Source organism: Aedoeadaptatus coxii (assembly GCF_001553115.1).
Taxonomy (GTDB): Bacteria; Bacillota; Clostridia; order Tissierellales; family Peptoniphilaceae; genus Aedoeadaptatus; species Aedoeadaptatus coxii.
The window spans coordinates 1-24,841 of sequence record NZ_KQ960157.1 but is presented as its reverse complement, the minus strand read 5'-3'; the positions used below and the strand labels follow the sequence as shown (position 1 = coordinate 24,841).

General features: G+C 45.4%; 14 protein-coding genes. 11 read left to right on the top strand and 3 right to left on the bottom strand.

Translation table 11 applies throughout. The features are described from left to right. The first annotated feature begins 22 nt into the window (after positions 1–22). The 7 genes from HMPREF1863_RS00940 to HMPREF1863_RS00910 all read left to right on the top strand — a co-directional run bounded on the left by HMPREF1863_RS00940 (position 23) and on the right by HMPREF1863_RS00910 (position 13,845). Complete coding sequence (locus HMPREF1863_RS00940) at positions 23–1,678, top strand: DEAD/DEAH box helicase (protein WP_232300083.1); 1,656 nt, start codon at positions 23–25, stop codon at positions 1,676–1,678. Positions 1,679–1,727: 49 nt separating this feature from the next. Next, positions 1,728–2,291: a GNAT family N-acetyltransferase gene (locus tag HMPREF1863_RS00935; RefSeq protein ID WP_068366392.1), complete on the top strand. Its 564-nt coding sequence runs from the start codon at positions 1,728–1,730 to the stop codon at positions 2,289–2,291. Then, positions 2,281–3,264, top strand: a complete 984-nt coding sequence (locus HMPREF1863_RS00930) for a DnaD domain-containing protein (RefSeq protein ID WP_068366389.1) — start codon at positions 2,281–2,283, stop codon at positions 3,262–3,264. The genes HMPREF1863_RS00935 and HMPREF1863_RS00930 overlap by 11 nt, the downstream gene beginning before the upstream one ends. Next, positions 3,265–4,248 (top strand): ATP-binding protein, encoded by a 984-nt coding sequence (locus HMPREF1863_RS00925; RefSeq protein ID WP_068366386.1) that lies wholly within the window; start codon positions 3,265–3,267, stop codon positions 4,246–4,248. Between the two features lie 152 nt (positions 4,249–4,400). Further along, positions 4,401–5,591 (top strand): pyridoxal phosphate-dependent aminotransferase, encoded by a 1,191-nt coding sequence (locus tag HMPREF1863_RS00920; protein ID WP_068366383.1) that lies wholly within the window; start codon positions 4,401–4,403, stop codon positions 5,589–5,591. Between the two features lie 243 nt (positions 5,592–5,834). Further along, positions 5,835–13,145, top strand: coding sequence for a hypothetical protein (locus tag HMPREF1863_RS00915; RefSeq protein WP_068366380.1), 7,311 nt, complete (start codon positions 5,835–5,837; stop codon positions 13,143–13,145). 10 nt (positions 13,146–13,155) lie between these two features. Then, positions 13,156–13,845, top strand: a complete 690-nt coding sequence (locus HMPREF1863_RS00910; RefSeq protein WP_068366377.1) for a class B sortase — start codon at positions 13,156–13,158, stop codon at positions 13,843–13,845. Between the two features lie 724 nt (positions 13,846–14,569). Here HMPREF1863_RS00910 and HMPREF1863_RS00905 read toward each other — a convergent pair. From HMPREF1863_RS00905 to HMPREF1863_RS00895, 3 genes are read right to left on the bottom strand one after another with little or no spacing between them, the layout of a single operon-like run. Next, positions 14,570–15,109, bottom strand: coding sequence for a hypothetical protein (locus HMPREF1863_RS00905; RefSeq protein ID WP_068366373.1), 540 nt, complete (start codon positions 15,107–15,109; stop codon positions 14,570–14,572). Further along, positions 15,106–16,212: an ABC transporter substrate-binding protein gene (locus HMPREF1863_RS00900; RefSeq protein WP_068366370.1), complete on the bottom strand. Its 1,107-nt coding sequence runs from the start codon at positions 16,210–16,212 to the stop codon at positions 15,106–15,108. Before HMPREF1863_RS00900 ends, HMPREF1863_RS00905 begins: the two co-directional genes overlap by 4 nt. Beyond that, the gene (locus HMPREF1863_RS00895; protein ID WP_068366368.1) at positions 16,209–17,726 is read right to left on the bottom strand and encodes a ClC family H(+)/Cl(-) exchange transporter; all 1,518 of its coding nucleotides are present in this window, start codon (positions 17,724–17,726) and stop codon (positions 16,209–16,211) included. The genes HMPREF1863_RS00900 and HMPREF1863_RS00895 overlap by 4 nt, the downstream gene beginning before the upstream one ends. 142 nt (positions 17,727–17,868) lie before the next feature. Here HMPREF1863_RS00895 and HMPREF1863_RS00890 point away from each other — a divergent pair, with 142 nt between their 5' ends. The 4 genes from HMPREF1863_RS00890 to HMPREF1863_RS00875 all read left to right on the top strand — a co-directional run. Next, on the top strand, positions 17,869–18,696 hold the full coding sequence (locus tag HMPREF1863_RS00890) for an amino acid ABC transporter substrate-binding protein (RefSeq protein ID WP_068366364.1): 828 nt from the start codon (positions 17,869–17,871) through the stop codon (positions 18,694–18,696). A 23-nt stretch (positions 18,697–18,719) separates the two neighbouring features. Beyond that, entirely contained in the window at positions 18,720–19,364 is a 645-nt protein-coding gene (locus tag HMPREF1863_RS00885) for an amino acid ABC transporter permease (RefSeq protein WP_083508456.1), read from the top strand. Further along, a complete protein-coding gene (locus tag HMPREF1863_RS00880) occupies positions 19,361–20,017 on the top strand; it encodes an amino acid ABC transporter ATP-binding protein (RefSeq protein WP_068366361.1) in 657 nt (218 codons plus the stop codon). Before HMPREF1863_RS00885 ends, HMPREF1863_RS00880 begins: the two co-directional genes overlap by 4 nt. A 286-nt stretch (positions 20,018–20,303) precedes the next feature. Beyond that, positions 20,304–24,841: InlB B-repeat-containing protein (locus HMPREF1863_RS00875; protein WP_083508455.1), on the top strand; the 4,538-nt coding region annotated here is incomplete at its 3' end.

Sequence of the window (24,841 nt, the reverse complement as noted above, 5' to 3'; positions counted from 1 at the left end):
TTTATAATATTAGGAGGAACGTTTGAAATTTAATGAATTTAATTTGTCGCCGGAACTGTTAAAGGGCGTAGAGGCCATGGGTTTTGAAGAGGCGTCGCCCATTCAATCCCAAAGTATGGAGCCTATGCTCGCCGGGCGCGATGTGATCGCCCAAGCCCAAACGGGTACGGGGAAAACCGCCGCTTACGGCATACCCATGTTGGAGACGGTGACGAAGGAAAAAAAGGTGCAGGGTCTTGTGCTCTGCCCCACGAGGGAACTTTGCCTGCAAGTGGCCGAAGAACTGGGGAAACTTGGCGCATATAAAAAAGGCATTAAGATCCTTCCCATTTACGGAGGCACGAGCATCGAGCGGCAAATTCGCTCCTTAAAAGGCGGCGTGCAAATCGTCGTCGGTACGCCGGGCCGCGTTATGGACCATATGCGCCGAAAAACCCTGCGTTTTGACGATCTTTCCATCGCGGTATTAGACGAAGCCGACGAAATGTTCGCCATGGGCTTTCGCGACGATATGCAAACCATTTTAGGGGAGACCCCTGAGACTCGCCAAACTTGCTTCTTCTCCGCCACCATGGAAAAAGACATTATGGATTTTTCCGCCCGCTTCCAATCGGATCCGGAAATTATCCGCATTAAACATAAACAGCTCACGGTGGAAAACATTAAGCAATATTATTTGGAAATGAAGGCCTCCATGAAGCCTGAAATTTTAAGCCGCCTCGTGGACATTTACGATCCCACTCTGGCCATTGTGTTCTGCAACACGAAAAAGCGGGTAGACGCCCTGGTCGCCGACATGGCGAGCCGCGGTTATTCCGTGGACGGTCTCCACGGCGATTTAAAGCAAAACCAACGGGATGCCGTTATGAAGCGCTTTAGAAATTCCTCTATCGACATTCTCGTGGCCACCGATGTGGCGGCGCGAGGTATCGACGTAGGCGACGTGGACATGGTGGTGAACTACGATCTTCCCCAAGACGAGGAATATTACGTGCACCGCATCGGCAGAACGGCACGGGCAGGAAGAAAGGGCCTTTCCTTTTCCTTTATCGTCGGCCGCGACATTTATAAATTAGAAGACATCGCCCGCTACACCAAAGCCGATCTCCACTACATGGAACTTCCCACCATCGAGCAAATGGACGACAACTACCGGGAAAATTTCGAGGCCAAAGTCATCGAAGGGTTGAAAAACCCGGGGGAATTGGGCGAGTACAAGGCCATGGTGGAATCTCTGCTGCGTCTCGAATACGGCGCTGTGGAAATTGCCGCATCCCTTATGAAGCTTTTAGACGACAGCCAACAAAATCGTAAACACGACGCCTTGGAGCAAGTGGACTTCGGCAAAAAATTCCGCGCGAGAGGTTTGCGTAAAGATAATCGCAAGGAAAACAGAAAAGAGGTCAAGGGCAAGAAGAAAGGCGGCAAGAAACGCTTCTCCAATCAAGCCAAGCTGTATTGGAATGTGGGCAGAAAAGACGGCGTCAACCCGAAGGTCGTCCTCGCCGTGTTCAATAACGAAACCAATTTAGGCCGCGACATCGTGGGCAATATTTTACTCCGTGATCACCACACGGTCATCGAAGTGCCGAAAGATATGGCAAAGGCCGCCATCCATCAGCTGCAAAACAAAGAAGTGGCGGGCCAATCCATTCACGTGCGCCTTTACCGCGATTAATCACAGACCCTTTCTTGTGGTACAATCATAAAAAGAGAGGGGCGAACACGTGAATTTAATTCCCTTGGAAGAACGGCATGTGGCAGATTTTTTAAATTGGCAGGATCACACCGATCCCCTTTACGCCATGTTTAATTTCGAAGAAACGGCGGAAACGATTGGTGAGTGGTACCGCTGGAAAACCGAAGACAAGCGGGATCTTTACTATGCCATTATGGAAAAAGGTCGCGCCATCGGCTACATCGGCTTAAAAAATATATCGCCCATTACCCGCAAAGGAGAAGTGGGCATCATTATCGATTGTGCGGAAATGGGCAAAGGCTACGGCAGAGAGGCCATGGAGGAATTGATCCGCCTGGGATTTGAAGACCTGGAGCTGGAGACCCTATACCTGGAAGTATTGCCGTGGAACGAGCGCGCCATGAAACTTTATAAGAGACTGGGTTTTCGAAAGACGGCGTCTATTTTCAGACCCATGGATTTGCCCGAAGATGAAGAAAGCTTGCGGGCGTTTATGCCCTATGAACATAAAATTCGAAGGGGGCGGGGTTTTGGCGCCGTTCTCGTGGATCATATGGAACTGACGAAAGGGGTGTGGCGACGTGGAATTTAAAATCGATCCGTTGCAATTAGACCTCGGCGACACGCCGATCGAAAACATCTTTTTAAACGACTACATGCCCGGCGCCGACGGCGATTTTGTAAAAGTATATTTAGCGGGCATCCAAATGGCACACAATGGAGGCGAGGGCGATCATCAAACCATCGCTTCTCGCCTTAATTTATTGGAAAGCGACGTTTTTCGCGCCTGGGATTACTGGGAAGGGGAAGGCATCGTAGAAAAAATCTACGAAGGCGAAAGCTACGGCATTCGCTTTTTGCGCCTGAAAGAACTTTACACCCGCGAAATTTACACGCCGGATAAAACCAAAAGCGATTTTGTGAAGCGTCTGGAAGATAGAGAAGTGGCGGATATGTTTACCCGCTGCGAATACTACATGCGCCGACAAATACCCTATCAACAAAAACTGGACATCGCCTCCTGGCGAGAAGTTTACAACATGCCCATCGCCATGATTCTCGAAGCCTTCCGCTACGGTACCGAAGAAAAAAACAAGCGCTCCGTGGCCTATATCGAAGGCATCGTAAGAAACTGGGCGGACGATAATATTCGCACGCCGGAAGATCTCGAGAAAAACTTTATGGAGCACGACGCAAGCTATTACCGCTACCGTCATCTGCTGGAGCTAATGGGCCTTTCGAGAAAGCCCTATATTCGCGAAGAATCGGATATAGTGGAAGAGTACATGGAGATCATGAGCTTCGAACTATTGGAAGAAGCGGCCAAACGCACCGGCGGCATCGCCAAGCCCAACTGGCGTTACTTTGAAAGCATCCTGGCGTCGTGGAAGGCGAAAGACATTCTTAAAAAAGAAGACCTTCCGAAAGATGCAAAGGAAAAGCCGCAGGTTCGAAGTACCCAAAAACCCATACAAAACTCCGCTACGGCCAAATACACATCCGACGATTTGGCGAAGATGGCGGAGCGAAAATGGAAAGAGTTTCAAGAAAGGCGGGGAAAGTAAATGGCCCATTACTTCGACGACATTCGCAGAGAATACGACAAAATCCGCCGAGATAACGAACGCATGGCATCGGATCGGCGAGAAGAAGCCTACCATATGGTCGACGGGTTGGAAGAAGTGGAAGACAACATACGCTCCCTGGGCTACGACGCCGCCCGCGCCGGCCTTTTAAGCGGCGACGCAGATGTGGCGGTATCGGCGCAAAAAGAACTTCAAACATTAGAAGGCATTCGCCGTTCCCTACTATTAAAAGCAGGCCTTCCCGCCGATTACTTAGACCCCATTTACACTTGCCCCGATTGCAAAGACAAAGGCTACCTGGAAGACGGCACCCGCTGCCATTGCTTGGAGCGAAAACTCACCGCCTACCTGCACAGAGGAAGCCATATCGAGCGGCAAATCGCAACCAATAACTTCGGCAATTTCCGCATGGACATTTTTTCCGACGTGCCCTACGGCGAAAAAAATATCTCCCCGCGGCAAAACATGGAAGAGATTCTAAAGGGCGTGGAAACCTTTATGGACACCTTTAAAGAGCCCAACGACATGAACCTCCTCTTTTACGGTGCCACGGGCCTGGGCAAAACCTTCCTTTCCCACGCCGTGGCGGCGGAAATCATGGCCAAGGGCGTATCCGTGGTCTACGAAACCGCCTTCGGCATGATTCGCATCTGCGAAGACAAAGTCTTTAACAAAAGCGGCGAGCGGGAAGCGGAAATGGCATACGACAGCCTCTTTAAGTCCGATCTCCTCATTATCGACGATCTCGGCACGGAAATGGCCAACGCCTTTACCATTGCGCAATTTTTTAATATTCTAAACACGCGGCTCATCGAAGGCAAAAAAACCATTATCAGCACCAATTTAAGCCCGAGAGAAATATCCGCAGTCTACGGAGACCGCATATTTTCAAGAATCTTCGACAAATTCGTACCCATGGAATTTATCGGCGAAGACCTGCGCTGGGAAGCCGATCGCCCATAAAACAATCAAAAGAAAAACCTCATCAAAGGGGCAAATTTCACAAAATATAGAAAATACATCGTTATAAAAGAAACTATACACCCGATTGTATTGAGTATTCGAATTATATCTACTATAATGAAATTATCGAAAGTTGAGAGAGGAGAATTTTGATGAAATTATCTAACCGTATTGAATCCATGCCCTATAGTGCGATTCGTAAACTGACACCTTATGCCAACAAGGCAAAAGAAGCAGGCAAAAAAGTGTACCACTTAAACATCGGCGCGCCCGACGTTGAAACGCCCCAAGTATTCTTTGATGCCATTAAAAACATCGACATGAAAGTATTAAGCTATGCACCCTCCCCGGGACTTCCCGAACTTCGCGAAGGCATGGCAAAATACTACCAACGTCGCGACATTCCTATGACCGCTGACGACATCGTCGTAACAGCAGGTGGCTCCGAAGCCCTTCTTTTCACTCTACTCGCCATTACCGATGTAGGCGATGAAATCCTTACCTGCGAACCCTACTACACCAACTATCTTTCTTACTTTATCGAAACCTCTACCACCGTTACCACTTTCCCGACGGTCGTAGAAAACGACTTCCACCTCCCCTCGAGAGAAGTCATCGAATCCAAGATTACCGATAAAACCAAAGCTATCCTTCTTGCCAACCCCGGCAACCCCACCGGCGCCGTTTATACACAAGAAGAAATCGAACTTATTGCCGACATCGCAATCGACAACAACCTTTGGATCATCGCTGAAGAACTTTACCGCGAATTCATCTTCGACGGCAAAAAATTCCACAGCTTCGGTACCATCGAACGCATTCAAGATCGCCTGATCTTACAAGACTCCATTTCCAAACGCTTCAGCGGATGCGGCGCCCGTATCGGTAACTTGGCATCCATGAACAAAGACTTCATCGCCGCTGCAAACAAACTTGCAACTGCACGTCTTGCCGCTCCCACCGTCGACATGATCGGTGCTGCAGCACTTTACGAAATGGACGATTCCTACCTCGATCAAATCTCCGACATTTACCAAGAACGTCGCGACGTGATCGTAGAAGAACTTAACAAAATCGAAGGCGTTAAATGCAACATGGCAGGCGGCGCATTCTATACAGTAGCCGATCTTCCCGTAGAAGATGCAGAAGACTTCTGCCGCTGGTTGCTCGAAGAATTCGATGTCGACGGCGAAACCGTTATGATGGCACCTGCCGCAGGTTTCTACGAACACAGCGAAAACTTCAAGAGCCAAGTACGCTTAGCTTACGTCCTCAACAACGATGCCATTCGCAAAGCAATGCACATCCTTGACGAAGGCCTGAAAGCATACAAAGCAAGATAAGAAGACAAAAATAAGCCCTGAAATGAGGGCTTATTTTTTTGTGCGAAAATGCGAATTTAGCATTGTAGCGTCAGGAAAATTTTGTGAAATTTCGGCCAAATAAAGTGATTTTATAACTAAAGGCCAGTGAAACTAAAACAAAAATATTCTTTCAACTTGTATACTGTTCTGACCTTTTATATAATAGTTTGATAAAGAAGTTTTCGTAGCTTCTTTAAATATAAAAAAGAAAGGAGGGAGAAAATGAACAGGAAATTACGTCTATTCATGCTGATTTTAATGCTGACACTTTTCGCCCACGGCACAGTTTATGCGGCCGACGAAAAAGAATCGGGCGCTGATGCCCCGGTGGCGGTGGAAACTTCAGTTTCTCCCGATACGACAGAGGGAAAGGATGAATCAAACCCGACCGAAGTTGAAGCGGCAGAAACAGAACCCGCTTCAAAACCCGAGGTAGCGGAAGCGAGCCCCGCAGAAGCCGAGGCAGCGACCGAAGAAAAGGACCCTGCAATCGAACCGAAGGCGGCGGCACAAAACGCCCCCGAATCGGCGGAAGATGCAGCAGGCGTAATGGAAGCGGACGCTAAGGACAAGGCGGAGGAAACACCTGCCGATGTAACCGAAGCAGACTCTGTAACGAAAACCTCGGCGAAAAACGGCACTACGAAAACCGAAGAGCCGACCAACGCTCCTAAACCGGAGGCGAAGGAAGAAAAGCCCGTCGAAGATAAAAACCAGGTGGAACCTTCAGAAGATCTTAAAAAACTCGGCGAACAAATAAAAGCCGAGAAAGATGATAAGAAGAAGGAAAAACTTCAAAAAGAGTACAATGAAAAATACTTGAAAGAAGTTGAGAAATCCGCTTCGGATAAACTGACGGAGGACATGGATAAACGCTTAACCGATAAAGAAAAGATTGCACGATACAATCAAATCAAGGAAAAGCGTAAAGAAATCGAACAAAAAATCGCCGACGGCAAGTTGACGCAAAAAGACGTCGATGAATTGAACAAGCTTTTAGGCGGATTCGAGCCTCCTCGTGCATTAACGGACGAGGAAAAGGCGATCCGAAAAGATCTCGCAACAAAGCCTTACATTAATATCGACGAAAAGAACTCTTCTAAAGAAGGTAAGAAGATTTACGAAGATTATAAAAAGGTAAAAGATGCCTTGGATAAGGCGCTGAATCCCGATCAAGACGGACTAAGCAAGGAAGAGCTGGGCGCCCTCGGGGTTAAAGATCTTCAAGAGCTCAAGAAAAAGTTCGACGATCTCAACAAGCAAGTCTTAGACGGTATTAACTCTACGGATCCGAAGAAGAAGATTGCACCGGCATTCGGAGAGGAAAATGGAGACCCGAGAATCACCGTCTATCCATTCGACTTTACCGGCGGTGTCGGCGGCCAATTGGAAGGCGATACCTACTACGTTCCCGACAATACCCCCCTGGATCTCTTAGTCCAGGTAGGGAAAAATAATGATGGGAACGAACTTACCCTTACCATTACGCCCAATAAAGTGGGCAATCCCTTAGGGGAAAATCCCAAGGCTGATTTAAATAGCCTTGTCTTTTTAAACGGTAAAGCAGTAGAGCTTACAGCTAATGAAGATGGATCCTATTCCTTTACGACGGCTGAAGATTTCGGCGTAGCCCAATTAAAATTCCAAATTCCCGGATTTTACGGTAATCTACACGAAGGCTTTTCCATAACAATGAAAGCCGGAGAGAAGGAGATTAAGAAGAATTTCTTAATCACGAAAAAAGGATACGATGAAAATCCGAAAGTAGGCGAAATCGGATCCGACGATCCGAAGAAACCCAAGGAATTTGACGGTGGCAACACCACCGACGGCTATGTCAACGACGACACGGATAAAGTAGCCAATATCTTTACTCTTTTAAAGAAGAGCAACGGCTACATCGACGATGTGATCGTGAACTCTTCCAACGGGGAATCCCTTCCCTTATCTCATGTGAAGATCACTATGAAGTTGCCGAAATACAACGATAAATTTGCCGAATATATTCACAAATCCGGCTTAAAATATCACAAAGTAGATGATGGCACTTACGTTCTCGAGATTGAGAAGAGAAATTTTAAAGGAAATCTCAAAGGGAAAGATCCTCAAAAATTAACTCAGGACGAACTGAAAAAACTCCTTCTCGACGACGGAACCAGTAAAAAATACGTTGACGAAAAAGGCGAAGTTCACGATGTAAAAGACGTTCTTCAAAATGGGGACTTTAAAGTGGACGGCAAGACCCTTTATAAAAAGGACGGCGAAAACTTTAAAGAAGTCGGCACTTTTGACGACAAGGGCAAGCTGACGAAAGACGGCACTACCTATATCCTACAAGGGGACAAATTGCTCTCCTACACATCGGAAGAAGATGTTTTCGAAGGTAATGTGGCCAATAAAGGTGACAAGGCGGATACGAATGTAACCCCGACCCTTAAAGGAAAACAAGTTACCATTGAAACAACTGTTGAAGGTGAGAAGAAAACCTCTTTCGGCGGCACCATCGTCGGTGGCAAAAACGGCGCGATCTTTGATTCTTCCCATCGCTTTAAGCAAATTCCCGATAAGGATTTTGTAGGCGTTGAGAAAGCTCTTGTAGATTCCTCGGGGAAATTGATTGAAGGCAAAACTTACAATGATGCCGATATCAAAACCGATGATAAAGGTAATAAAACCGTAACCATCGACGGCGTCGAGTATAAGATTAAAGAAAACGCCGTGTTTAATGAGGCGGGCTATCTGTTGAGCGGCTACACTTTCAGACCGGGAGAAGTTCTGGTCGATCAATATGGTCGCCTAATGGAAGATATCACTGTTAAGAATGAAGACGGAAACTATTCCTTTACTAAAAAAGGAAAGGCACCTAATGTTACATTCAATGTTAGCGAAACTATCGACCGAATCTTTGTTAACAATAACAACTATGTCGTAAAAAATGATGGCTACAAAGCCATCGTCGGCAAGTATTATTACGATAAAGAAAACAACAAGTTCGTCGAAGCAAAAGACGGTAAAGTGATCGGCGATAAATTCTTCGCAGGCTATAAGGAACTGGAACTCAATCCCAAGTTAAGCTACGGAGAATCGCTCGTTCCCGACGATGCGACGAAACTTTACGGTAGTTTAGATTCTAAGGATTATTACAAAGTGGGCGACGCTTACTATGTAAAGAAAACCCTAGGTGAAGGGGACAAGGCAAAAGAATATTATGTTCGCGCCGACGGCAAAAAAGATGATCTTATTTTGTCTAAAGAAGGCATGAGCTTTTACGTTCAAAAATTGGGCGATGAAGAGAGAATTGTCTCCATCGAAAGCATTTTCGATGCCGTCAATAACGCCAAGTTTGGCTTGCGCTTCCCGGGCTTCTTAACGGGCAAGGACATCAGCTATACTTTAACTGCCGAATTCCAAGCAAGTTATGAACGCCTTAATGATAAGGGAGAAACGGAAGAAGTTTCTATCTTTAAAGATAAGGACAAAGATAAGGACGGAAAACAAGATGCGGAAGAACCCACAAAAGTTGTAAACCGTTACTTCTATTTGAAGGAAAAACCGACAGGCGAAGCTTTATTCTTTAAGAATGCGCCTTCCGATCTGTCGAAAAATCTGGATTATAATTTCTTCAATATCTTCTATCGCGACGGCAGCGATCGTCAAAGAGACCAATACATTATCGGTCTTTTAGATAAAGAAGCTAAGGCGAAAACGAACGAAGCAAAAGCAAAGATTGAAAAAGAGCTGAAACTCTTAGATCTTTTAAGAAGAGAATTAAAGAAACTGGATCCCAAGGCTAAGTTTAAAGTTGAAGGAGAAGGCGAAAATAGAACTCTTTCTATCGTCGACGGCGAAGGCAAAGCTTTAGATCGCAGCTTACGTTGGACTCTAGGGTTTAACAATAAGGGCGGCGGTCTCTTCCCGGAATATCCCGGCGCATCGATTATCGTAGAAGATCACAACATGGACAATCGCTTGATTTACGATGAAGTGATCATTAACGATACGAAGGAAAACTGGGAAAGAATAAAGGAAGAAAAAGGCAAAGAATTTGCAGGAACCGATGAGTATTTCTTCTTAGATCAACTGGATAAGATTCGCCTCGGCATCAATCCGAATTACGTCGAAAGCTATTTTGTAGCAGTAGGCGGCTTTGAAATTACGGCGAAGGAAATTAAAGATAGTCTTGGTAAAAATCAAAAGGCGAATTTAACTAAAAACGGCGTCAATTTCGAAATCACCCGCGATAGCGAAAAAGGTCAAATTCGCATCAAGGTATTAAAGGCCTTCTATAAGGAAAATGATACTGAAGATAAGAGTTTTAAATTCTATAGTCCCGTGCAAGAAGCTTACACGAAGGCTATGAGCAGTAAGATCGATTCGGATAAGCTAAAGTCTGATACAAAAGAGAATTTAAAATCTTCTTTTGAAGAAATGCTTAAAGAAATTTATCCGCCAACATCTTCTTGCTTCAAAAAACTTTCCGCCAGATTTAAAGACATGGTCGATAAAGCTGATGATAAGAATCTCGATGTCATCAAAGCATCCATGATTCGCGAATTAAATCGCCTCAAGCTTTCCTATCTCGATAGCAAAAAGGGCGACTACCGCCACGACGATATGCGTTTTAACGCCATTCAGTTTGAACTGAAACCGGGCACCACCATCGGTGGGGCGACGGATTCGTCGAAGCGTAAGATCATCGGCATCACTTCGGTGATCAATCCCATGGTGGACATTCCCTTTACCGATGAATTTGGACAAATCCTCACCAACAAAGACAAGTACGTGAAGGAAGAAATTCAAAAGATTTTGAAGGATAAGGATGACAACTTTAAAAAGAATTGGAATAAGCAGGAATCTTCTTATCGCGATGTGATGAAACAAGCATTCGACAGCGTCAATGCTATGATCATCAAGAAGACAATCGAAATAAAAGATCTTGCGACATTTGATTCAAAGGCAGACTATAAGGAAAAATTACCTTACTCTGCTAAAAAAGGCAGTGAACTTTTCTACGGCGATCTCGCTACCGGCGAAGGTGAAAATCGTAAGAGCTTAAAGGACAGCAAGGGCAATCCCATTAATCCTTACCATGTCGGCGACGGCGAAGATAAGGATATTAAGAAAGTTGCCGATAACATCGACGCAAACCTTGAGAAATACAAAGGTAAAATCGATGTAGATAAGTTTAAAGCATCTCAAGCTTATCAAGATCTTATTAATCCTTCCATCGACCTTGCGGCTTATTATATGAGCAATCAAGGCTATGATCGCAATGTTTATAAAAACTTTGCGGATTATCGCCTGTCCTTAGCAGGTCAAGGTCCCGGTTTATTCGAAAAAGATAGCCACTGGAAGAACAAGGTTTGTCCGTCGGGTATCGGCCTCGGCCACTGTATCGAAAAAGCAGGGGAAGATGCCGGCGTTGAAAAAGAAGACGGAGCCGACGGCAAGGGCACATCCGGCGCTGCCGACGCAGGCTTCAAGCTCGTGTACGAACCTTCCGTTCCCAAACCGGAAGAAGAAAATCCGAAATTCGATAAAACGTCCGAAACGAAGGAACTCGATCTTTCGAAAGATGGAAAAGATAAGGAAGGTAAAGGCAAAGACATTACCGTAGACTTTACGGTAAAAGTCAAAGTCGACAAACTGAACACGACGCAAAAAATTGCCGGAGAAGCTCTGAAGCCTTCGAAGGACGACAAGACTGTAAATTCTAACTATAACGAAAACGGTTATTATGTTTACAAAAACAGTTTGATCATCGACTTCTTACCGGACATCTTCCAATTGCAAACCGGCAGCCAACTGACCCTAAAGATCGATGAAGATGCCATGAAGCAAAACGGCGCTAATAAAACGCTGAACATGGAAGAGTTCCAAAAGAAAGCCAAGCCCCTTTACGTGGAAAATATTTATGACTATGTAAAGACGCTAGATGGAGATAAGAAAACAGTCCTAGAAGCGGCCATTAAAAAAGCCGAAGCGGAAGGCAAGCTGGAAAAAGGCAAATTAACCCGCGCCATCTTGGCCTGGTTGCCCGAATTCGAAGCGCCTCATGGCGATAAAGCTCAGTTTACTTTAAGCCTTGAAAAATTGCTCGTGGACAAGAAGAAATATCAAGAAAGCGAAGCAAAGCAAAACAAGGGCCAAAAGTATACGAACCGTGCCGTCTTCGGAAATGTCGGAGAATTTTTCTACAGCGATCATACGATCCCCATTACCGACGGCCATAAAGGCAAAGTCAATAAGTATTTGAGGATCTATGACGAAGAGGGAAATCCCGTAACGGAATCCGACGCAGGCGAATGGTTTAAGGGGAACACCACCCTTCATTTCGGAGATAAATTCGATTACAAAATCAATTACACGCTGGAGAAATCTCTAACCGATACGGATATTTCATCGAATCGCGATCAAAAGTGGTTCTTAACAGATGACTTTTCAAAGATGATCAAGAGAGGTCTTCGCCCGGTTTTAAGAGATTTTGTCGAAGAAAAAGATGGCTTTAGAGTCACTTATAAAATCGGCGAAAAATCTTACTCGAAGACTGCGTTAGAAGCGCTCATTAAAGAGGGAAAAGCTAAACTTGCCGATGTCGACGGTATTACCATCGATAATAAATTTGGATATCCCATCGGCCAATCGAAAGAATTCATCCTTCCCATGATGATTCCCGAGCTCGATGCAAAGATTGAAGACGGCAAGGTCGTCTATATCGGCACCGACGGTGAAAAGCATGTACTGGGAGAAGCTAAGGAATTCTTCAATATTGATAACTTAATCGCTAAGGATAAGGATCTTTCTGCTTCCAACACGGTGAAAGGCTCCAATACCGTTACCGTTTACTTGGAAAAGGAACGTTTCATTAAGCTTTACAAGGAATTCTTTGAAGCCGACGGTACGACGGAAATTAAAGAAAATCGTCCCGAGGTTAAATTCAATATTATTCAAATTGTAAAGGATAAAGATGGCAACGTGATCGAACGAAAGACCTTAGACAAGCAATTAGTTCTCAACGAAAAGAACGAGTTTGTCGGCAAGGTGGACGGTCTGCCTTTATTCAAGAAGGTTACAACGATTAATGAAGACGGTTCGGTTACCGTAAAGACCATTTCTTACGCTTATGAAGTGGAAGAAGTGGCCATGGACGGTTACACCGGCAAGGTGTTTAAGTTCGACGAAAACGACAAATTAGGTTTTGTCTTTAAGGCGAAGAACACCAAGAAACCGGAAACTCCGCCGGAGACACCTCCGGAAGAACCTAAGACTCCGCCGGAAGAACCGAAGAATCCTCCGGAAGAACCTAAGACTCCGCCGGAAAAACCCAATACACCTCCGGAAACTCCGGAAACCCCGGATAAGCCCGGCACACCGGACAAACCGAACAAACCCAATCGCCCGAACAAGCCCAACAAACCTGGACGCCCCGGCCTTCCCAAGACCGGCGTGGCAGATGAGGGCATGCTCTTATTGGCGAGCGGCGGTTTGCTCCTTGCGCTCTTGGCTTATCGGAGAAAATATGCAGTAAAATAAGCGAGGTTTTATGAAAAAGCGACGAATTCTACTCAATGTAATGATTCTTTTGGTGGCGATATTTTTCGCCTACCACGCTTTTTCCTATCTTCGCTTGCGCCGAGACGGCGACGCCTCCGAAGCGCTTTATCGCTCCGCGGCGGAATCTTTTTCGAAAGAAGAGAATCCGTGGGACGACATGAAATCGAAATTCCCTCATGCTGTCGGTTGGATTCGCTCCTCCGACGGGAAGGTGGATTACCCGGTGGTGCGAGGGGACGATAACGAAACCTATCTTCGCCGCGCAGCCGACGGGGAAGAGAATGTGTTTGGCAGTATTTTTATGGACTACCGAAACACGGGGTTCGCCGATCCCTTCGTTATGGTCTACGGCCATATGACGAAAGACGGCAGTATGTTCGGCTCTCTGAATGCCTTTAAAGCAGGCGGCGATGTGCCCTCCTTCGAATATTCGGAGCGAGAGGGCCATTACCGGGGAGAGCCCGTGCTCGCCGCCGTGATCGACGGCGAAACCTTAATCGATCCGAGAGATTACGGCGATTTCAATAAGCGAGCGGAATTTTACCACAAGCTGAAACAAGATGCCGTGTTCGACACGGGTTATGAATTAAAAAAAGAGGATCATTTAGTGATCCTCGTGACCTGCAGTTACGAACGGCACAATGTAAGGCTCGTGGTCGTCACCGTCAGCGGCAAATAAAAAATCCCCCACATGATAAAATGTGGGGGATTTTTCTATGGAAAGAAAGAGGGTCGGAGGGCGGTTCTGCGCGCCGAACGAGAGCGACATTAAACGCCCAACTCACAAAATAGCCTTTTGCGATACAGCCCAATAAAAATCGAAGCCCGTTAGGACTTCGGACATCTCCGTTGAAAGATTTTTAGTAGAATGGTTTGTTTTTGAAAGAGAAAAATTTTCCCGAATGAATTTAAAAAATACATTCACGTACAGAACTACTTTTTAAATCGGTTTCATACAACCTGTGAAACCCTGTCGCGGGGAAGGGGAAAGGGCTCAGAGGAGAAGGCCGCATTTCCCCTTCCCCGCGCGCCCCATCCCCATTCTGGCCGGCTTTTTGATGGGAAGAAAATGCCTGCGGCATTTTCTCCATCCTATGCCATGCAAGCGGTAAAAAACACATTACATTTATTCAAAAGAACTGGGATCTATTTTGCATCCTAAAGCTAAAGCCGACGCCCAACTCATAAAATAACTTTCCGCGACGCAGCCCAATAGGAATCGAAGCCCGTTAGGGCTTCGGACTGCTAAAAAGCGTTAGGGTGGAAAGGAAGGAGGTTTTAAGAGGAGGGAAAGAGGGCGAATCGCAACGCCCTATTCCCTCCTCCTAAGTTACGAAAAAAGACTTTTGAATGAATAGTTAACTTTTGAAAGAAAAAATCTTCTGCAGATCAAAGAAATAAACTTACTTCCCCACCCTTACCACCGGCACAAAGAAGAGCGCGGCGCCGTACGCTCCTGCCGCTGTAAGAGCGAATCTGTAATGTGTGGCGAGGGTTTCGGGGAGCGCAATGATTTGCCTTTTGGTGATCCCTAAAAAATCCGGATAGAAGAGGGTGAAGAACATACTGAAGGCGAGGGCGCAAAGGATGCCGGCGGCGATGCGCTCGCCTCTTCGGTTAAATAAACCGAATAAACTCTTCCGAAAACAGTTCCATTGGAGAAAGTAGCATACGGCGAAACCGCCGTCGATTAAATGTTGCCATAACGTTTCGCCGCCCGTACGAAAGGCGAGGAGACTAAAAGCCATCAGGCCGTGTGCCGTCAAAATAAAAAGGTATTTCATCCAGACCTTGCTGTTTTTCGGCCACTCCGCCAGTAAATAGGCGACGAGGACGAGTCCGAGGCCGAGAAGCTGTTCGTGGCGGGCGATTCCCGCGGCGTAAAGCCCTGCCCATAGGGCGAGATTAAAGCCCGAAAGCAAAATGTCGCGATTTTGTTTCATCGGCTCACCTCCACACTCGTCACATAATTTCCGCGGCTTCCCTGTTGCTGTAAAATGGGGACGCTTCTCGTCGTAAACCGCTTTTTAATCCCCAAGGCCCCGTCGAAGGATTCTTGTTTCCTTAAATACTGCGCCATGGCCGCCGGGTCGTCTTTTCCCCCTTTAACGACGGCGTCGTAAAGGAGATTGTAAGCATCGTAGCCGATGGCGGCGTAGCTCGTAGGTTCTTTGCCGTATTTTTCCCGATAGAGGGAAAGGAAGGTGTCCGATGCAATATTAAAGGTTTCGTAGCGGGCGTAGTGGGCGGTAAAGTATACCCCCTCCACGGCTTTTCTACCTAAGGCTTTAAAGGAAGGATTTTCCCAGCGGTCGCCGCCCATAATGGGAATGTCCGGGTATTCGGTGCGAATTGCCCGCACAAGGTAGGCGCTGGCGGCACTGTTGCCGGGGCAATAAACGGAATCGACGGGGAGTTTTTTCAGCCGCTGAATTTCGTTGTGAAAGCGGCTCTCTCCCGTGTGGTAAAACACCTTGTAGACGTTGACGTAATCCGGCAAATTCCGCTCAAAACTATAGGCCAGTTCGTTGCCATAAAGAGTTTCCGAATCGATCATAATGGCGACATCTTTTACGTGGAGCGTTTCGTCGGCGAAGCGCGCCATGGCCCGCGCCTGCTCGTCGTCGCTGACGCTGATTTGGGTAATCCAATAATTGTCTTTAAGTTTCGGCGAAGTGGAGCCCGTGACCGTCGGAATTTTCGCCGCGTTAATGACGGGGCTCGCCATTTGCATGCTGTCGCTGCCGAAGGTGCCGATCAACCCGACGGCGCCCCGATCGCTTAAATAGGCGACGCCGTTGGCCGCCTCAAAACTTTGGCTCTTGGTGTTGTAAAGTTTCAGCTCGATCTTTTTACCGAGGGCCACGGGGCGAATATCCTGTGCAAGTTTCGCGCCGCGAAGGGTTTCCTCTCCGGTTTCACCGAAAATGCCCGTGGTCGGCTCGAAAATGCCGAAGACCAAAGGATCAACTTTCGATTGAGGTTGAATCGCGTCGCAGCCCGTTAAAAGAAAAAGAGCGAGTAAAAAAGGGATCAGTCGTTTCATTCCGTATCTCCAAAATACCGACTTAAATCTTCAAGATACTGTTCTTTTGAAAGGACGAGAAGCTCGTCTCCTTCTTTCAAAATCGTATCTTTATTAGGCGTAAAGGTCCTATCTTCTCGCTTCACCGATGCGATTAAAGGATGGTGGGGAATGGTAAGGCGTTCCAGGGGAATGTTGACGTAATCCGCATCCCCCGGCACGAAAAAGTATTGCATGGTGTAGCCGGAATCTACGACGGGATCGTCTTTTGTAAACATATTGTCGTAAAGGGATTCGTAAATGGGGCCGTTGTTCAATACCTGCGCCACAAGATAAGCCACTACGGCGGTGGCGGTGACGGAAATCATCTGCATCATGGTGCCGCTCATTTCCGATACGAGTAAAATGGAAAGAAGGGGCGCCTGCACGACGGAAGATAAAATGGCCGCCATGCCTAAATATAAAAAGTTCGGGTAATATGCGTCGCCGCCCATCATAAAGCTGTGGCAAAAAGCGCCGAGGAGGGCGCCCAGCGTGAGTACGGGAAGGAAAATACCGCCTTGTGCGCCGCTTCCGTAGCCTGTCCACACGAGAAGGAGGCGAATGGCGAAGTACACCACGAGGGCCGTCGGCGCCACGGGCTTGGTGGCCAGACGCTCGATTAATCCGTGGCCGCCGCCTAAGAGAAGAGGGGAGTAAAGGCCTACGCAAAAGGCGAGGATCATGGCGATAAAAATAATAGCGTAGCGTGGAATGGGGAGCTTTTTCATGTTTTGGCTGAAAAAGAGCAGCCCCTTATTAAAGAGAGAACCTAATATGCCGCCGAGAACGCCGATGGAAAGAGGTACCCAGAAAAAGGAAATGGGCAGCATTTCGTGCATGGGAAAGGAAAAGGCCGGTTCCATACCTAAAATCGAAAAGCTGACGAAATTCGCGAGGACCGACGCCACAATACAAGGCACGACGAAAAAGTGGGAAAAGCTCTTGTGCAATTCTTCCAAGGCAAAGAGGGCGCCTGCGAGGGGTGCGTTAAAGGCGGCGGCGAGTCCTGCCGATGCGCCGGCGGTAATTAAATAGCGCCGCTCCATTTCAGAAGCCTTCATTCCCTTTGAAATCATTTTGGCGAGAGTGCCCCCTAATTGAATCGAAGGGCCTTCCCGACCGAGGGTGAGTCCGGTAAAAGCGCCCATGGCGCCGCCGAAGAATTTGGAAATCAGCGTAGGCGTGGATTCGATATCCGCCTTTCCCAAAAGCTCGCCGCGAATTTGGGGAATGCCGCTGCCGCCGCTGAAGGGCGCCCAACGGAGCAAGAGATGCATTAAAAAGGCGAGGAGCAAAAAGCCCGCCAGCATAAGGGCGCCTTTTTCGACGGTCATGTGGCTGTACATGAGATTGCGCACCGTATCCAATCGGCCGAGGGTGTAGCGGTAAAGCACGGAAATCATTCCCGATGCCAAGCCGACAAACGCGCCGCCGAAAACCAAATGAATACGGAAGCGCCCGGTTTGATAAGAACTTAATTGATGGGTGTCCATGAAAACTCCTTTCAGGAGACAAACAAAAACGACGAATACAATATTAATTCAAAATAACCCTTTACAAAAAATAGAGAAGAGGGTATTATAATAAACAGATGATTTAGTTAGATAAAGCGATAAAGAACGAAAGGACAAGACAATGAAAAAGAAAATACTTAGCCTCGCCCTTCTAATGCTCATGCTGTTAACGGCGTGTTCCGGAGGCGCGAACAAAGCGAACACGGGCGACAACGCAAAAGACAACGGCAACGCGGCAGCGGCCGATGCCGGAGAAATCGACAAATCCAAAACCTACATCATCGGCATGGATGATACCTTCGCTCCCATGGGCTTCCGCGATGAAAAAGGCGATCTCGTCGGATTCGACGTCGACCTCGCCAATAAGGTAGCCGAAAAAATCGGCATCAAAGTGGAATGTCAAGCCATCGATTGGACCATGAAAGAAAGCGAACTTGAAAGCGGCAACATCGACATGATCTGGAACGGCTACTCCATTACACCGGAGCGCGAAAAGAAAGTATTACTTTCGGAGCCCTACATGGATAACCGCCAAATCATCGTGACGCTGAAAGATTCTCCCGTCAATTCCAAAGCGGATCTCGCCGGCAAGCGCGTAACAGTACAAGGCGAATCTTCTGCACTGGAAGCTGTCAATAAAGACGAAGCATTTGTAAAATCCCTGGCAGAACCGCCGGTAGAATACGCAACCAACACCGAATGCTTTAAGGATATCGAAGCCAAACGCTGCGACGCCATCGTCGTGGACGAAGTTCTCGCTCGCTACTACATGAAGCAAAACGGCGAAGAAAACTACAAGGTCTTGGACGACAACTTCGGCGAAGAAAAATTTGCCGTAGGCATGCGTAAAGACGACACCGCCCTTATGGATGCGCTCAACAAGGCTATGAAAGAACTAAGAGACGACGGAACCTACGACGAAATTTACCAAAAATATTTCGCCGACTAATCCATTAACCTGAGGAGGTAAGCGTGGAAATTTTACAACGCTTAATTCCCCTTTTAAACGAGGGGATGAAGACAACGGCATCTGTATTTGCAATGACACTACTGGTATCGGCCATATTGTGCGTACCTGTAGCGTGGGCGAGATTATCCCGTCATCTTATTATATCGAAGATTGCGGCAATCTACATTTACATTATGCGTGCCACGCCCCTATTGTTGCAACTGATGTTTGTATTTTTCGGCTTACCCCTCTTACCCATTCCCTTAAAACTCGGGCGATTCACCTCCATTTTCATCGCCTTCATCTTAAACTACACGGCATACTTCGCCGAAATATTAAGAGGAGGCATTCAATCCGTCGATCCCGGGCAATGGGAAGCGGGAAAAGTATTGGGCCTCTCCAAACCCTACACCTTCTTTAAAGTCATCCTTCCCGTGGTGATCCAAAGAAGCTTCCCCGCTTACTCCAACGAAGTGATTACCCTCGTAAAAGACACCTCCCTCGTTTACATCTTAGGGGTTATGGACATATTGAAAGCGGCGAAATCCGTATCCAACACCATGTCCTCCATCCTGCCCTATGTTTACGTAGGCGTCGTATACCTTATTATCGTCGGCATTTTAACCGTTATACTCAACAAAATGGAAAGGAAGATTCAAGCGTCATGAGAATCAGCGTACGAAACTTAGCGAAAAGCTTTGGCGATCGCGAAATCTGGAAGGGAATCGATTACGATTTCACCTCCGATTCCATCATTTCCATTGCGGGGAAAAGCGGCCAAGGCAAGACGACCTTTCTCCGTTGCTTAAACGGTTTGGAAACTTACGATGCAGGTACCATTTCCTTTGACGGCGAAGTGATGCCCGTGGGCAAAACCGACGCGAAAAAAATCGGCATGGTCTTTCAGGGATACCACCTATTCCCGAAACTCACCGTGTGGGAAAATATCCTACTCGCGCCCCTTTACCACGGCGTGGAAAAAAGCGTGGCGGAAAAGCGCGCCCTTCGACTTTTAAAAGATCTGGACATCGAAGAGGAAAAAGACAAATACCCGCGCAACCTTTCCGGCGGCCAACAACAACGCGTCGCCATCGTGCGCGCCTGCATGCTCGAGCCGGACATCCTCTGTTTCGACGAGCCCACCTCGGCATTGGATAGCGACACCATCGACAAACTGGCGCAAATTATGGAGCAGCTTAAAGCCAAAGGCATGGGCATGATCGTCGTGACCCACGACCGCGCCTTCGCCAAACGAGTGAGCGATCGCATCCTCCACTTTGAAGAGGGAAACCTGCGGGAAGAACACATTACCGGCGCCTAAATAAACAATTTCCAAAAACAAAACGCCTTCGCAAGAGGGCGTTTTTTGTGTGGTATAAATTATCATTTAAATAAATAAAAAAAGGAAAGAGCATTTCAATAGTACAAACCTGTGAAATAGAAATAAACAATAGGGCGAAAGGGTTGATTTTTAGATAAATGTGGTACAATATTAGTGAATAGTACAAGACAAATTCATGTTTTTTCATTAGTTAATAACTTTCGCATCGTTGGACTTCGAAAGTTAAATGATAAGGCTCACGGAGAGGAGCGAGAAAGGAGAAATAATGGATAAAAAAATGAAACTTAGGAACGGAATGGCGGTCGGCTTGGCCCTCGCCATGTCTCTCAGCTCCGTTCCCTACAATGTATTTGCGAATCGGGATATTGCCACATCCGTTATTGAGCGAGTAGCCCGCGCTTCGAATTCGCCGGTGGATGCTACCAGTAGTGCAACTTATTACAAAAAAGCCAACTGGGAAAACAAGATTAAGGACAAATCTCGTTGGAAAGTAGAAGACAATCAAAACTTAGTTAGAGTTGGCGGAAGCGATCCGCTTCAAATGAACGATATAGACTACGATGGTATGTTCATTGATGCAAACGGAAGATACGTAATAAGATTAGTATATAAAGAAAAATCACAAGCATTATCTGGTGTTTGGTATAGAGCCCTAATCAACTTTGGCGACCTTGATAAATTTATAGACTTCGATCTTTCCTATGTTTTAGGTAAGGATGGGAAGACTCAATACAAGTTCGATCCAGTATCACAATTTAAAGGCAGAGGCTTTGACTTAGGTAAGGCAGCTGGAGATAGAACCAATAACAGAGCTAATTTACCAATTAACTTAGTCTTAAAAGAAGGTGTAGATTTAGATAAGCTTGGTAGTGAAAACTACATCGTCCAAATGAGAGTTGCCAATGGAGATTATACAAGAATTTACGCTTATGCACCAAAGGGCACATCCATGGACTACTCAACTTATACAAAGACTACGGCAGTTGATCTTGTAGATAAGTTAAGCACTCTATTTATCAAGGGTGGTAAACAATCTGACCTTAATAATGCGACTAACCAAGAATTCTTTATGTCAGAATTTATTGCCAATCCAGACCAATATCCTGACAAGTCAAACTTAGGTATCATTAGAACTCAATACATGGGACAAACAAAAACTATTGTTAGCGAAACTGTTAGCGGGCAACCTTTTGCTTTTACTCAAGTATTTGATGCAAATCTTGTTAAGTATATGAAGGCTGATTCCAAGGGCAACGTAGCTTATGTCAATGTTATGACTAAGGATAGAAAACTATCCGATTACACTAAAAACGTCGGTATTCCAAAAGATAAGATAAATTATTCTAAAGATGGAAAATTAGCTTATATCGTTATAGGAACAAAAGATTTCACAAAAGACGGTGTAAGGGTAGTTAATGTAGCAAAACTTGACCAACACGTTATGTTGTCAGGCTTCTACATCACAGCTATCGACTACGTTGTAGACAAGAGCAAGTTTGAAGATACTTTTAGCAGTGACAAAGTAAGAAAATTAAATTACACTACTATGTCTGGCTGGACTAATCCTAATAAAGACGGCTGGGTAATCTACGAAAAAGATTATGACGACACTTATGTTGTTCCAGAAGGGGAGTCTTACCTAATTGACACAGGAGACGACCCATCAGGCGGACAAATTATGATCCAAGTTGGTGGCGACCAAGCTATTTTAAGAAAGCCACAAGGTTACTACAACGGATACGTTTCAGGCGACGGAGCTAATGATGCCATAGAAAAATATGCCAATGGCGTTTACAAGTTTACTCTTCGTGAAGGAGCAACAATATTAAAAGATAAGAAGCTAAAAGTTTATATGCCTTACACATCTTCACACGATAAACCTGTCAACTTCCTTGAAATTCATAATGGAAGTAAACATAATGAAGGTGCAGCTGAATTAACGCTACAAAAAGATAGAAACATCAATATGCATCTTTATAAAGCGGATAAAAAAGAAACATTTAAACTTAAATATACGCTAAAAGGTGGAAAGGAAGGAGAAATAGTTTTCACTCCTAAAGTCTTATGGCAATACAAAGATAATGATGGAGTTTTAACAGGAGTATCAAATAGAGCGACTGATGGTGCTGGTGGTAACTTCTACATCAACACAACAAAATTAGAACCGGGTGCTGATATTTTTGTAGAATCTATAGGTGCAGATGGAAATAAAATAGAAGATCAAACATCTTGGTTCAAGTATAAAGCTCTAAAAAAATCTACTGACAATGTTAAAGAGCTTACATGGGTAGACCACTCTGACAAGAAATCAGTTTTATCAATCAACAAATCACTTTACACACCATATCAATTGTTGTTTACAAATGATTACGCTGAAGGAAGTGCTTACCAAGATCCAAGACAATTACCAGCAGATGATGCTTCCTTTAACAAAGATACAAAAGAATTTGTCGGCTACACTAAGTACGACGGTGGTAAGGTAAGAACTCTTTACGAAGAAGGCAAGACTGGTAAATTATTTGCCAAGGTTCAAGCTGATGAAAATGATTACGACGACAAGGGAAATATAAAGGGAACAGATGTAAGGAAAAAAATCACTATTCCCAAGGCAAATATCTTTGACGCTCAATTTACAGGAGATAACAAAGAATATAGGGCCTATGAATACAAGGTAGACCTTACAAAGATGCTTCCTTATCATTCAGAAGATAAGACAGAAACACCATTAACTTTATTAAAAGATATGAAGTTTGTTTCAACTGCATCAGACGGATCATCACTTCCATCTGACCTTTACGAAACAAGAGTTAGGGCAAGAGTATTGTTCGATACAACTGAAGGTCAATTTGCAGACAGCACAAAGAAAGCTGTTAAAATCGTTCCGGACAATGTTAAATTCTACGGAGAAGAAGGCTATGCAGCTAACGGTTTTGAAGGAGCTAACGTTGAAGCAAATACTGGAGATAAGTTCCCGGAAGCACCAACACTAGCAGGAAAGAACTTCTTGGGTTGGGTTACTGAAGCAGGTAAGTCTAAGTTAGGCAAGACTACAGTTACAGCTGATGAATTCGGTAAGTTAACAAAAGATGAAATCTTCACTAATGAAACACCAGTAACAAAACATTTAGTAGTTTACGCTGTTTATTCAGATGAAACAGCAGTAACATTCGATGCGAATGGTGGTAAATTTACTGATGGCGACAAGGACACAACTACAGTTAAAGTTGATAATGGTAGCGTAGCAAAGCCAACTGACCCAACAAGAGCTGGTTATATTTTCAAAGGCTGGGCAGCAGATAAAAATGCAACAGAAGCAGATGCCAACATTTTAAATAATGTTACAGCACCTAAGACTGTTTATGCAGTTTGGGAAAAGACTGACAAAACTCCTTTAGAATTAACTGCTCCAACACCGGTTGAAGTTAAAGATACTAAATCATTAACATCAGATGAAATCGATAAGGTTAAGAAGGCAGTAGCTGAAGCAAATAAAGCTAAAGGCATAACAGAAGCTGATGTAACAGTATCTGAAGATGGTACAGTAACAGTTACGAAAGACGGCAAGACCGGCACATTAACACCGGAACAAACTGTAAAACAAAAAGAAGTTAAAAACGACTTCAATCCTCCGGAAAAACCGGTTCCCGTTGATAAAATTGGTGAATTAAAGCCTGAAGAAGTGCAAGCGGTTAAAGATGCCGTTAAGAAAGCCAACCCGGATAGAAACTTCAAAGACGACGAAATCACCGTTGATCCTGATGGTACTGTTAAGATCAACCAAGGCGGTAAAGTTGGCACCATTCCTGCAGACAAGACAGTCGTCCAAAAAGATACGATTCTTGATTTGAAAGCCCCCGATAAGACTGAAGTAAAAGATCCTACAAACTTAACCCAACCGGAAAGAGATAAAGTCGCAGAAGCTGTTAAAAAGGCTAACGAAGGCAAATTAAGTGCGAATGCAGAAGTTACTGTTGACAGCAAGGGTAATGTAACCGTTACAGACGGCACGAAGACAGGCAAATTAGAAGGCAAAGACACCGTCAAAGCCTTCGACAGAGCCGGCAAAACATTAAACGATCCGGAAGTAACAACAGTTGCCAACCCTGCGAAACTTACAGAAGATGAAAAACAAAAAGTAAGAGACGCAGTCAAGGCAGCAAACCCGGACTTAGACTTCAAAGACGACGAAATCCAAGTTGCTGATAACGGTGCAGTCACTGTTCCTATGGGAACGGACGGTAATAAAACCATCGCAGCCGACAAGACGGTTAAAAAAGCTGAAGATACTGATAAGATCATTAACCTGGTTGCACCGAACAAAACACCGGTACAAAACCTTGATCAATTAACGGCAGCAGAAAAAGAAAAAGTTAAGGAAGCTGTTAAAGAAGCAAATCCTAAACTACCAGATACTGCAAAAATCGAAGTTGCTGAAGACGGTTCTGTAGTCGTTACCGACGGAGATAAAGTAGGAACCCTGTCTCAAAAAGACACAGTAGTAGACGACGCTGACAAGTTAACATTAAATAAACCAAGAAAAGTTAAGGTTAAAAACACTGCTCAATTAACAGCAGAAGAACAAAAAGCAGTAAAAGACGCCGTAAAAGCCGTTAACCCGGGATTGAAAGATGATCAAATCACGGTTGATGACAAGGGTAATGTAACCGTAACCGTAACAGAAACTGTTGATAAAAATCAGGTGACAAAAACAGCTAAACTGGGACCGGACGATACAATCGAAAAAGACGATACAACACCTGCTTATGAGTTAAAAGCTCCGGAAAAACCTGTTGAAGTAAAAGA

Excerpts from the sequence above, each read along its gene's own strand:
- HMPREF1863_RS00925 (WP_068366386.1), top strand. The coding sequence starts at position 3,265 with ATGGCCCATTACTTCGACGACATTCGCAGAGAATACGACAAAATCCGC.
- HMPREF1863_RS00920 (WP_068366383.1), top strand. The coding sequence starts at position 4,401 with ATGAAATTATCTAACCGTATTGAATCCATGCCCTATAGTGCGATTCGT.
- HMPREF1863_RS00915 (WP_068366380.1), top strand. The coding sequence starts at position 5,835 with ATGAACAGGAAATTACGTCTATTCATGCTGATTTTAATGCTGACACTT.
- HMPREF1863_RS00910 (WP_068366377.1), top strand. The coding sequence starts at position 13,156 with ATGAAAAAGCGACGAATTCTACTCAATGTAATGATTCTTTTGGTGGCG.
- HMPREF1863_RS00905 (WP_068366373.1), bottom strand. The coding sequence starts at position 15,109 with ATGAAACAAAATCGCGACATTTTGCTTTCGGGCTTTAATCTCGCCCTA.
- HMPREF1863_RS00900 (WP_068366370.1), bottom strand. The coding sequence starts at position 16,212 with ATGAAACGACTGATCCCTTTTTTACTCGCTCTTTTTCTTTTAACGGGC.
- HMPREF1863_RS00895 (WP_068366368.1), bottom strand. The coding sequence starts at position 17,726 with ATGGACACCCATCAATTAAGTTCTTATCAAACCGGGCGCTTCCGTATT.
- HMPREF1863_RS00890 (WP_068366364.1), top strand. The coding sequence starts at position 17,869 with ATGAAAAAGAAAATACTTAGCCTCGCCCTTCTAATGCTCATGCTGTTA.
- HMPREF1863_RS00880 (WP_068366361.1), top strand. The coding sequence starts at position 19,361 with ATGAGAATCAGCGTACGAAACTTAGCGAAAAGCTTTGGCGATCGCGAA.